General features: G+C 67.0%; 9 protein-coding genes and 1 pseudogene. 4 read left to right on the top strand and 6 right to left on the bottom strand.

The window, feature by feature from the left end; genetic code table 11:
- Positions 1-299: 299 nt before the first annotated feature.
- The 5 genes and pseudogenes from QZM72_RS32495 to QZM72_RS32475 all read right to left on the bottom strand — a co-directional run bounded on the left by QZM72_RS32495 (position 300) and on the right by QZM72_RS32475 (position 4,492).
- Entirely contained in the window at positions 300-764 is a 465-nt protein-coding gene (locus QZM72_RS32495) for a GNAT family N-acetyltransferase (protein WP_301740158.1), read from the bottom strand.
- Positions 765-900: 136 nt separating this feature from the next.
- A complete protein-coding gene (locus QZM72_RS32490; protein WP_089470984.1) occupies positions 901-1,272 on the bottom strand; it encodes a nuclear transport factor 2 family protein in 372 nt (123 codons plus the stop codon).
- 53 nt (positions 1,273-1,325) lie between these two features.
- Positions 1,326-1,925 (bottom strand): annotated as a pseudogene (locus QZM72_RS32485) (hypothetical protein).
- 189 nt (positions 1,926-2,114) lie between these two features.
- Positions 2,115-3,368, bottom strand: a complete 1,254-nt coding sequence (locus QZM72_RS32480; protein WP_301740154.1) for an SMI1/KNR4 family protein — start codon at positions 3,366-3,368, stop codon at positions 2,115-2,117.
- Positions 3,369-3,487: 119 nt separating this feature from the next.
- Positions 3,488-4,492 carry an AraC family transcriptional regulator gene (locus QZM72_RS32475; protein WP_301740153.1) on the bottom strand — a complete coding sequence of 335 codons (1,005 nt, stop codon included), beginning with the start codon at positions 4,490-4,492 and terminating at the stop codon, positions 3,488-3,490.
- A 142-nt stretch (positions 4,493-4,634) separates the two neighbouring features.
- Between QZM72_RS32475 and QZM72_RS32470 the strand changes: the two genes are divergently transcribed.
- Genes QZM72_RS32470 through QZM72_RS32460 form a run of 3 tightly spaced genes read left to right on the top strand, consistent with a single transcriptional unit; the run spans position 4,635 to position 8,292 of the window.
- Positions 4,635-6,302 carry an acyl-CoA synthetase gene (locus tag QZM72_RS32470; protein ID WP_301740152.1) on the top strand — a complete coding sequence of 556 codons (1,668 nt, stop codon included), beginning with the start codon at positions 4,635-4,637 and terminating at the stop codon, positions 6,300-6,302.
- Between the two features lie 13 nt (positions 6,303-6,315).
- Positions 6,316-7,083 carry a 3-hydroxyacyl-CoA dehydrogenase gene (locus QZM72_RS32465; RefSeq protein ID WP_050016180.1) on the top strand — a complete coding sequence of 256 codons (768 nt, stop codon included), beginning with the start codon at positions 6,316-6,318 and terminating at the stop codon, positions 7,081-7,083.
- Between the two features lie 18 nt (positions 7,084-7,101).
- Entirely contained in the window at positions 7,102-8,292 is a 1,191-nt protein-coding gene (locus tag QZM72_RS32460) for an acetyl-CoA C-acyltransferase (protein WP_089470989.1), read from the top strand.
- Between the two features lie 126 nt (positions 8,293-8,418).
- Here the strand turns inward: QZM72_RS32460 and QZM72_RS32455 are convergent, their stop codons facing one another.
- Positions 8,419-9,111: a TetR/AcrR family transcriptional regulator gene (locus QZM72_RS32455; protein WP_089470990.1), complete on the bottom strand. Its 693-nt coding sequence runs from the start codon at positions 9,109-9,111 to the stop codon at positions 8,419-8,421.
- A 320-nt stretch (positions 9,112-9,431) separates the two neighbouring features.
- Here QZM72_RS32455 and QZM72_RS32450 point away from each other — a divergent pair, with 320 nt between their 5' ends.
- Positions 9,432-10,712 (top strand): Zn-dependent hydrolase, encoded by a 1,281-nt coding sequence (locus QZM72_RS32450; RefSeq protein WP_301740151.1) that lies wholly within the window; start codon positions 9,432-9,434, stop codon positions 10,710-10,712.
- Positions 10,713-10,731: the final 19 nt, after the last annotated feature.

The raw sequence follows: 10,731 nt of genomic DNA, 5'->3' as shown, positions 1-10,731 counted from the left end.
GAACAGGACCGTGAAACGACTCTACGCCGATGATAGTGCGGATTCCCGTGTGAAAGTAGGTAATCGTCAGGCTCCCTTAGCCAAGAACCCCCGCCCGACAAGGCGGGGGTTTTTGCATTTCAGCGTCGAAAAACATGTCGGATGGCATGCGAGGCAAGGCGTAACAAGCGCTATCAGGCCGCTCCTGCTGGGCTGCTCGAACCCAGGCATTTCTCCGCCGTAACCTCACTTGTAACCGCCGACAGCTCAATCTCCCAGGCCATACGCACCGCGGGCCATCTTGCTGCTTTCACCACCCATCAGACCGTGATCCGCAAGATCGGAAAAAACCTGCCCGGCACAACGCTCGATTCCTTCTCGCCGATCTTTTCAGCTCCGAGCGTCAGATAGAACGGCGCAGCATTCGGATCCGCTTCGATCACAAAGCTTTTGATGCCTCTCGCAGCGGCCTCAGTCCGAACTGCTTCCCACAGCGCACGGGCGATACCCCGGCCCATGTGATCGGGATGAACGAACAGCCATCCGGGCGTCGGTCGATCCGAATCCACTGATGCTCGGACCCAGAATCCGATGATCGACTCGGCCGATTCCGCGACGTAACCGATCGCCCCTTCGATCGTTTCCGGCAAAATCGTGAGATCGCTTTGCCACAGCTCGAGCCATTCCTTCGGATAGCCCCAGTGCGCCTTCGAAAGGCGCGCCAGTCGACTGAGTTCGTCCGCATCCACGACACGCGCGGCGCGCACGGTAAATCGCTTGTCCATTTTGGCGCTCATCAGGGCCCCCGTCTCGGTGTTTTCGTCAGTGCATCACCCGCGTCGCCCGGTCTCGCCGCCGATCGACAGCCGGCCCGTTCGCCGCAGCATTGCCTGACGCGATTCAACCGCACACGCGGCGCAGCTACACCACCTGCGATGCATGTCCGGCGACGACGCGCCAGTGGGCGCCCGAGCGACGCCAGAGCCGCGTATAGGCAAACGTACCGGTGAAGGCCGTGCCATCGAAATGGCCCGCTAGGGTCGCTTGCGTCGTGGTGAGGATCATTTCGTCGATCGCGGATGCACGCATTTCGTGGACGTCGAGTGCGTCGAGACGCAAAAGCTTCGCGCGATGCGCGGCCAGGTCGTCCTCTTTCGAGACGATCTGGCCGGTCGGAATTGTGAACACCAGATCGTCGTCCAGCAGCGCGTCGAGCGCTTCGACGTCGTTGGCGAGCATCGCTGCGCGAAGTGCGGTTTCGCAGGGTTCGATGACGGTACGGATTGCATTCATGTCAGACCTCGCATCATTTCGGAGGGGAGGTGGCAGGCGGCGACAAACGCAGCCTACCGCGCATTCGGCAACGACTGACGCCGGACCAGCATCATCAGGCAGATGCCGATCGACGCGATGAGGTTGACGGCCGGATAGAACGCGACCGCGATACTCCACGTGCTCAGCGCCAGCAACGCCAGCGCGTACTTGAGCACGCACAGCGCGAAATACGCGAGGCTCTCGCTCCACGGATCGCGGATCGTCTAGCGCACGGTCGGGCCGAGGCCGGCAAGCTCGATCAGCGTAACCAGGCAGATCGACACCGTCGGATCGTCGGTCAGCATCCACAGCGGAATGGCCGAGAGTGCCGCGCACAGGAACAGCCAGTCGAGGTCCGTCCAGCCGCGCTCGCCGCGAAACAGGCTGGCGATCAGCGTCAGAAAGCACGTGACCGCAATCGCCGCCGTGCACCACGCGGACGGTCCCGCGCCCGCGGCGAACTGACCGGCGGCCGCGATCGCGGTGACGACCGACCACACGAGCCACGTGAACAGATGCGGGCGAACCGTGCGCCGGTAGATCGCGAGCGCGTAAGGGATCGCCGCCAGCAACGACACGGCCGTCCCGATTGCGCCGAAGATCGCAGCGGCGCTCCCATCGACATTCACCATCGACGCTACCTCGCTCAGGCTGGCCGATCAGTATGTGGTCTGACGGAACGGGGCGCAACGTCACGCGCGGCGGTGCGTTCGGTACCATGCAGATTCGCACCGGAACGCGGAAGAGACCCGATCCAAACAAACGGCCTCCGGACCGCGATACTGCAGGAAAACCCACGGCGCGTTGGCGCCTGCGTGACGTCAGTAACAGAACGTCCGCAGACGCCCGGCGTGCGCTTCGAGCCCGTCGAGCCCGAGATAGTGGCTGAGCTTGCCGGCGCGAACCTTGTGGATGTCGGCCTTCAACTGATCCAGTAGTTTCTCGCTCGCGGTGCGGTAGGCAGCTGCCGCGTCGACGCCACGGGCCGACAGCGCTGCGCCGATCAGCCGTGCGCTATCGGTGCCGCCGTCCGCGACGCAACGCGCCATTGCGTCGGCATCCGGCTGGACGCCGGCGTCAAGCAGCATGCGCATGAGCTCGAGCGGTACGGCGCCGGACACGGATGCCAGCGCATCGGACACGACCGGTGCGCCCGATGCGAGCAACGCGGCGGCGGCGGAAAACTTCCGGCGTCGCAGCGCATAATCCGTCGGGATCGAACTGCCGGCGAGCGCCACGCCGAGATCGGCGACGAGCGGCGCCAGCCGCGCGATGAGCGCCGCATCGTCTTGCTCGATCGCATGGCGTAATGCGTGACGTGCGAGCACCGGCTGCGCGCCGAGGGTGCCGTCGGCGAGCGGCTTGCGCCAGTCGATCACAGCTTGTCGATAGAACGCGATCAGCTTGTCGGCCAACGATGGCGACAGGCCATGATCGTCGCGGCGTTCATCGACGTATTCGAGCAGCGTGACACCGGTGCCCGGTTCGACGCCGGGCTCCAGCGGATCGACATGAAGCTGCAGCGCGCCGAATGCCGCGTACAGATCGGGGGCGATCGTCGCGAGACCGTCCTCGTGCATCGCGCCGCGCCACGCGGGCGGCAACCCCTGTTTCCATGCAAGCACATGGCCATAGTCGGGCGCGCCGGGCTCCGTCACGACGTAGATGCGGTCGCAATATTCGAAGCCGCCGAACGGCAGCGCATCGATTTTGCCGTTCCACGTGCGCGCGTTCTCTTGCGCGGCTTCTTCGGCCAGTTCGAGCTCGTGGTCGATCCAGCCCTGCAGGTCGCGATAACCGTTGCTGCCGTTGTAGAACAGCTCGCTCCAGCTGATGGCTTCGACATTGCCGTTCATCTCCAGCGTCAGGTCGTAGTCGAGGCTGCCGCCGGCCGTGACGCGCCACAGCTCGAGCAACGGGAGCGGAATGTCGCCGTGGCAGCAGGCCTGCACGGCCGCGATTTGGTCGGTCGCTATCGGCGGCTGTGCGTCGAATATTACGCGGCCGGCAAACAGCACGATACCGTGTGCGTGCAGATCGGACAGTTCGGTGTCGGAAAAGACGGATGTTTGCATCGGAGCGGGAGCGGTAAGGGTTGACCGGTGTTTGCCGCGGATCAGGAATGGCAGGCGGCAGCCGGATGTCCGCATCGTATCAGCCGCGCGTGACCAGACGTGGCGTATCCGCACACCATTCAAGACTCCGCGTTCGCTGCATGCACGTCGCGCCGAAATGCCCCGGGGCTCGTGCCCGTCCATTTCCGGAATGCGCGATGAAACGCGCTCGGCTCGGTGAAGCCGAGCTCGGCCGCGATTTCCGCGACGCTGAGCGCGCGACCGCGCAGCAGCGACTGAGCCAGCGCACCGCGCAACTCGTCCTTGATCGCCGCGAAGCTTTGCCCTTCGCTGCGCAAACGCCGCCGCAGCGTCGCGGGCGTCGTGTCGAGGCGCGCGGCCAGCGCGTCGAAGTCGGGCCACTCGGCGGCCGGCCGCGCCTTCAGATATGCGCGCGTCTTCGCGACCCAGCCCGTGTCGTGCCGATAGCGCACAAGGAGATTGCCGGGTGCGCCGCGCAGGAAGGCCTTCAGCGCCTGCTCCGAACGGATCGTCGGCAGCGCGAGATAGGCTGCGTTGAATGCGAGCCGGCTGTCGGGCCGGTCGAAATGCACGGGGACGCCGAAGAACTGGTGATAGTCGCTGCGCTGGCCGGGGCTCGGGCACGCGAAATCGATGCGTTGCAGCGGGATACGCCGGCCGATCAGCCAGCACGCGACGCCGAGCAGGATCAGCCAGAACGTCCGGTACGCGAACGCCGGGTACGGCGTGCCCGATTGCGCCAGCACGATCTGCGCGTGTCCGTCGGCCACGACGAGTTCGCCGTGCGGTTCGTCGAGCACGACCCGGAGGAACTGCAGCGCGCGCCGCAGCGCCTTGTCGAGCGTGCCGGCATGCAGCACCGCGTGGCACAGCAGCGTGAAGCTGCCGCGGCGCATCGGGCGCGCGGCGAGCCCGAAGAATTCGTCGTCCAGGGTGCCCGCGATCGCGAGCCACAGGCGGCCGTACTGCTGCGGCGTGACGGGGTCGTGCACGACGGCCGGCAGCCCGGCGGTGCGCAGCACGGGCGCCGTCGGCAGGTCGTGCCGGCGCAGGCACGCGAGCGCGTCGTCGACGAAATCCGGCGAAATCATCTGCGGCCCCATTTTCCTGCGTCCTCCGACATGGCAAAAGCGATCATGATTCTAGATTCCGTTTGTCATTGATTGCAATGTATGGGCTGTCTACTATCGATGTATCCCCGTCGCGCCCCGGCTCGACGGCGGCCATAACGAACAGGAGACACGCATGCCTGAAGGAGCTACCGCCCGGCCGGTGCCGGCTTATGCCGACACCGTGGCCCGATTCAGTATCGAGACCGCCGCCGCGCAACTGAGCGGCGACCTGGAGCGCGGCTTGAACGCGTGCGTCGAATGCTGCGACCGGCACGCGAAGTCGGACGCGATCGCACTCGACTGGATCGACGCCGGCGGGCAGCACCGCCGCTTCACGTTCGCGCAGATGCAGGCGTTGTCGGCCCGGGTCGCGAACCTGCTCGTCGCGCAGGGCGTGAAGCCGGGCGACGTGGTGGCCGGGCTGCTGCCGCGCACGCCGGAACTCGTCGCGACGATCCTCGGCACGTGGCGCGCGGGCGCCGTGTATCAGCCGTTGTTCACCGCATTCGGCCCGAAGGCGATCGAGCACCGGTTGCGCATGAGCGACGCGCGGCTCGTCGTGACCAACGTCGCGAATCGCGCGAAGCTCGACGAAATTGCCGATTGCCCGCCGGTGGCGACGGTGCGCGAAGCAGCCGAGACGCTGTCGGCGCACGACATCGATTTCCGCGCGGCGCTCGATGCGCAGCCCGATACGTTCGAGCCCGTGCTGCGCAAGGGGTCGGACCTGTTCATGATGATGTCGACGTCCGGCACGACGGGCTTGCCGAAGGGTGTGCCGGTGCCGCTGTACGCGTTGCTCGCGTTCGGTGCGTACATGCGCGAAGCAGTCGATCTGCGCGCGGGCGACCGGTTCTGGAACATCGCCGACCCGGGCTGGGCATACGGCCTCTATTACGCGATCACGGGCCCGCTCCTGCTCGGCCATGCGACGACGCTCTACGAGGGCGGCTTCACGGTCGACAGCACGTACGACGTGATCGAGCGGCTCGGCATCACGAGCCTCGCCGGTTCGCCGACCGCGTTCCGGATGCTGATGGCGGCCGGCCCCGAGGTGGCCGCGCGCGTGAAGGGCAAGCTGCGGGTGGTGAGCAGCGCGGGCGAACCGCTGAACCCGGAAGTCGTGCGCTGGTTCGACGCGGCGCTCGGCGCGCCGATCCACGATCACTATGGCCAGACCGAGCTCGGGATGGTGGTGAACAACCATCACGGCCTCGCGCACGTGGTGCACGTCGGCTCGGCCGGCTTCGCGATGCCCGGCTACCGGGTCGCGGTGCTCGACGAAGCGGGCCGCGAGCTCGGCCCCGGCGAGCCCGGCAACCTCGCGATCGACATCGCGCGCTCGCCGCTGCTGTGGTTCCGTGGCTACTGGCAGCAGGACACGCCGGCGATCGCGGGCGGCTACTACCGGACCGGCGACAACGTCGAGCTGGAGCCGGACGGCGCCGTGAGCTTCATCGGCCGCGCGGACGACGTGATCACGTCGTCCGGTTACCGGATCGGCCCCTTCGACGTGGAGAGCGCGCTGATCGAGCATCCGGCCGTCAGCGAGGCCGCCGTGATCGGCGTGCCCGACCCGGAACGCACGGAAATCGTGAAGGCGTTCGTCGTCCTGTCGAAAGGGTTCGACGGCACGCCCGATCTGGTCGAGGAATTGAGTCTGCACGTGAAGCGGCGGCTGTCCGCTCACGCCTATCCGCGCGCGATCGACTTCGTCGACGCGCTGCCGAAAACCCCGAGCGGCAAGATCCAGCGCTTCGTGTTGCGCAAGATGGAAGCCGAGAAGGTCGCTCAACCCTGAATACGGACTGCGAATGAACATCAAGGATCGCGTTTTTCTGATTACGGGCGCCGGTTCCGGCCTCGGCGCCGCGGTGGCGCGCATGGTCGTCGCGCAAGGCGGCAAGGCCGTGCTGCTGGACGTCAACGACGAGGCGGGGGCGAGTCTCGCCAACGAACTCGGCGCGGCCGCGCGCTTCGTGAAGACCGACGTGACGAGCGAAGCCGACGGCCAGGCGGCCGTCGCGGCCGCGCGCGACACGTTCGGCCGCGTCGATGCGCTCGTCAACTGCGCGGGCGTCGCACCGGGCGAGAAGGTCGTCGGCCGCGACGGCCCGCATTCGCTCGACCGTTTCGCGCGGGCGGTGTCGATCAACCTCGTCGGCACGTTCAACATGATCCGGCTGGCCGCCGAAGCGATGTCGAAGCAGGACGCCGACGCGGAAGGCGAGCGCGGCGTGATCGTCAACACCGCGTCGGTGGCGGCGTTCGACGGACAGATCGGACAGGCCGCGTATGCGGCGTCGAAGAGCGGCGTGGTGGGCATGACGCTGCCGATCGCACGCGAGCTCGCGCGCTTCGGCATTCGCGTCGTGACGGTCGCGCCCGGCATCTTCGCGACGCCGATGATGGCCGGCATGCCGCAGGACGTGCAGGACGCGCTCGGCAAGAGCGTGCCGTTTCCGCCGCGGCTCGGCCGCCCGGAAGAATTTGCGGCGCTGGTGCGCCACATCGCCGAGAACACGATGCTGAACGGCGAAGTCATCCGTCTCGATGGCGCGTTGCGCATGGCACCGCGCTGACACTGGAGGAAGCGAATCATGACGACTCAGGATCCGATCGTAATCGTGGGCGCGGCGCGCACGCCGATGGGTGGTTTTCAGGGCGACCTGGCGGCAGCCAGCGCCAGCGACCTCGGCGCGGTGGCGATTCGCGCGGCGCTCGAGCGCGCGAACGTGCCGGCCGAACGCATCGACGAAATCGTGTTCGGTTGCGTGCTGCCGGCCGGCCAGGGCCAGGCGCCGGCGCGCCAGGCCGCGCTGAAGGCCGGGCTGCCGCTCGCGGCGGGTGCGACCACGGTCAACAAGATGTGCGGTTCCGGGATGAAGGCGGCGATGTTCGCGCACGACCTGCTGCTGGCGGGTTCGGCGGGCGTGGCCGTGGCGGGCGGGATGGAGAGCATGACGAATGCGCCGTACCTGCTGCCGAAGGCGCGCGCGGGCATGCGCATGGGGCACGGGCAGGTGCTCGATCACATGTTCCTCGACGGGCTCGAGGACGCGTATGAAAAAGGCCGCCTGATGGGCACCTTCGCCGAGGATTGCGCGCAGGCGTACCAGTTCACGCGCGAAGCGCAGGATGCGTTCGCGATTGCGTCGCTGACGCGGGCGCAGCGCGCGATCGCGGAAGGGCGTTTCGTGTCGGAAATCGCGCCGGTGACCGTGAAGGCCGGCAAGACGGAAAGCGTCGTGTCGATCGACGAGCAGCCGGGCAAGGCGAAACTCGACAAGATCCCGACGCTGAAGCCGGCGTTCCGCGACGGCGGCACGGTGACGGCCGCGAATGCCTCGTCGATCTCGGACGGCGCGGCCGCGCTCGTGATGATGCGCCGCTCGGAAGCCGAGCGCCTCGGCCTCACGCCGAAGGCCGTGATCGTCGGGCATTCGACTCATGCGGACAAGCCCGGCCTGTTCGCGACCGCGCCGATCGGCGCGCTGCGCAAGCTGTCGGAGAAAACCGGCTGGAACCTGCGCGACGTCGATCTGTTCGAGATCAACGAAGCGTTCGCGGTGGTGCCGATGGCCGCGATGCGCGACCTCGATCTGCCGCATGAGAAGGTGAACGTGCACGGCGGCGCATGCGCGCTCGGGCATCCGATCGGCGCATCGGGTGCGCGCGTGATGGTGACGCTGCTGGCCGCGCTCGAAACGTATGGCCTGACGCGCGGCATCGCATCGCTGTGCATCGGCGGCGGCGAAGCGACGGCCATTGCGATCGAACGCATCGCGTAATACATCGCGCATCGCATCGCATCGCTCGCACGCGCGAACGTGGCATCACGGGCGGCGCGTATCGCACGGGACATCCTCGTGCGATGCGCGCCGCCCGTTTTTATTCGATGGAAGCGTCGTGTCGCGCTACGGCTTCGCGTTCGGCGACACCGCGCCGCACGCACGAATCACGAGCTGCACGACCTGCTCGGTTTTTTCGTCGAACGCCTTCTTCGTGAACGCGCGCTTGCCGCTCAGCGCGCGAATCTGCGCATCGAAATCCGCATAGTGCTGCGTGGTCGCCCAGATCAGGTACATCAGCGCATGCGGATCGATCGGCGCGAGCAACCCGCGCGCGATCCAGCCTTCGATCACCTTCACACGGGTGTCGAACCACGGCTTCACGCGTTGCGACAGGATGTCCTGCATGTGCTCCGCGCCGTGGATGATCTCGTTGGCCCACACCTTCGAGCCGAGCGGGCGCCGCTGCGACAGCGCCATCTTCGCGCGCACGTAGCCGCCGATCGCCTCCACCGGATCGTCGCCGGCCTCGAACGAGCCGGCCGCGTGGTGCCAGTCCTCGAACAGATCTTCGAGCACGCGGCGGTACAGCGCGAGCTTGGTCGGGAAGTAGTAGTGCACGTTCGCCTTCGGCAGGCCCGCGCGTTCCGCGATCATCGCGGTGCTGGCGCCGGCGAGCCCGCGCTCCGCGAATACGGCCTCCGCGCACGCGAGCAGATGCGCTTCGTTGGACTCGCGAATGTGCGCCTTGCGTCGCCGCAAAGGCGCCGCCGTTTCGTCCCGGTCGGTGGCTTCGATCGTCGCCTCGTCATGTCTCATCGTTACCCTCGCGCGGCGGCCATGCCGCGTTGGGCTTCATTCTAGCCGCTGATTCGCGTCGCGCGCATGCATCCGGATGCCGCCATGCCACCGCGATGCTGCGTTGCGATGGCACGTTTCTCGCTCCGGTGCGTCGCGCAAGAAAGACGTTGCGCTGCTCATTTTGATCGTCTAAAACCTGTCCAATCGGACAGGATTTGACGCGTTTCACGCACCGACCGAGCATGCACCGCATCCGGGCGGCGTGCCCCGAAACAGGCCTCACATGCACCGGCACAGACCGGGCTGACGATATCACCGACCCCACAGGAGCGATACGAATGAACGCGGTATCGGAAACAGTGAAGCGGGCAGCTTTCGACACGTCGATCAAGATCGACGGCAGGCGGTTGTGGGACAGCCTGATGGAAGTCGCGAAAATCGGCGCGACGCCGAAGGGGGGCGTGTGCCGTCTCGCCCTCACCGATCTCGACAAGGCCGGCCGCGACCTGATCGTCGGCTGGGCGAAGGCCGCCGGCTGCACGGTGACGGTCGATACGATGGGCAACGTGTTCATGCGCCGCGCGGGCCGCGTGGCCGACGCGGCGCCGGTCGTCACGGGCTCGCACGCGGATTCGCAGCCCACCGGCGGGCGCTTCGACGGCATCTACGGCGTGCTGGGCGGCCTCGAGGTGATTCGCAGTCTGAACGATCACGGCATCGAGACCGAGCATCCGGTCGAGGTCGTGATCTGGACCAACGAGGAGGGTTCGCGCTTCGCGCCGGCGATGGTCGCATCGGGCGTGTTCGCGGGCGTGTTCACGCTCGACTACGGGTTGTCGCGCAAGGACGTCGACGGCAAGACGATCGGCGAGGAACTCGCGCGCATCGGCTACGCGGGCGACGTGCCGTGCGGCGGGCGCAAGCTGCACGCGGCGTTCGAACTGCATATCGAACAGGGGCCCATTCTCGAAGCGGAATGCAAGACGATCGGCGTCGTGACCGACGCGCAGGGGCAGCGCTGGTACGAGATCACGTTCACCGGCCAGGAGGCGCACGCGGGGCCGACGCCGATGCCGCGCCGCCGCGACGCATTGCTCGGCGCGTCGCGCGTGGTCGATCTCGTCAACCGGATCGGCCTCGATCATGCGCCATTCGGCTGCGCGACGGTCGGCATGATGCAGGTCCACCCAAACTCGCGCAACGTGATTCCGGGCCGCGTGTTCTTCACCGTCGATTTCCGCCATCCGGACGACGCCGTGCTCGCGAAGATGGACGCGGCGCTGCGCGACGGCGTCGCGCGCATCGCGGGCGACATCGGGCTCGACACCGAACTCGAGCAGATTTTCTACTACAAGCCGGTCGCGTTCGACCCCGCCTGCGTGGCGGCCGTACGTGACGCGGCCGCCCGCTTCGGCTACTCGCATCGCGACATCGTGTCGGGGGCCGGCCACGACGCGTGCTATCTGGCGCAGGTCGCGCCGACGTCGATGGTGTTCGTGCCATGTATCGACGGCATCAGCCACAACGAGATCGAGGACGCGACGCCCGCATGGATCGAGGCCGGCGCGAACGTGCTGCTGCACGCGATGCTGTCGCGTGCGTGCGAGCCGGCTTCATGATGGATCGGGTATAGCGCGG

Source organism: Burkholderia sp. AU45388 (assembly GCF_030481585.1).
Lineage (GTDB): Bacteria > Pseudomonadota > Gammaproteobacteria > Burkholderiales > Burkholderiaceae > Burkholderia > Burkholderia sola.
This window is presented reverse-complemented; position numbering and strand designations above follow the sequence as displayed.

Excerpts from the sequence above, each read along its gene's own strand:
- QZM72_RS32480 (WP_301740154.1), bottom strand. The coding sequence starts at position 3,368 with ATGCAAACATCCGTCTTTTCCGACACCGAACTGTCCGATCTGCACGCA.
- QZM72_RS32460 (WP_089470989.1), top strand. The coding sequence starts at position 7,102 with ATGACGACTCAGGATCCGATCGTAATCGTGGGCGCGGCGCGCACGCCG.
- QZM72_RS32490 (WP_089470984.1), bottom strand. The coding sequence starts at position 1,272 with ATGAATGCAATCCGTACCGTCATCGAACCCTGCGAAACCGCACTTCGC.
- QZM72_RS32495 (WP_301740158.1), bottom strand. The coding sequence starts at position 764 with ATGGACAAGCGATTTACCGTGCGCGCCGCGCGTGTCGTGGATGCGGAC.
- QZM72_RS32455 (WP_089470990.1), bottom strand. The coding sequence starts at position 9,111 with ATGAGACATGACGAGGCGACGATCGAAGCCACCGACCGGGACGAAACG.
- QZM72_RS32470 (WP_301740152.1), top strand. The coding sequence starts at position 4,635 with ATGCCTGAAGGAGCTACCGCCCGGCCGGTGCCGGCTTATGCCGACACC.
- QZM72_RS32475 (WP_301740153.1), bottom strand. The coding sequence starts at position 4,492 with ATGGGGCCGCAGATGATTTCGCCGGATTTCGTCGACGACGCGCTCGCG.
- QZM72_RS32465 (WP_050016180.1), top strand. The coding sequence starts at position 6,316 with ATGAACATCAAGGATCGCGTTTTTCTGATTACGGGCGCCGGTTCCGGC.
- QZM72_RS32450 (WP_301740151.1), top strand. The coding sequence starts at position 9,432 with ATGAACGCGGTATCGGAAACAGTGAAGCGGGCAGCTTTCGACACGTCG.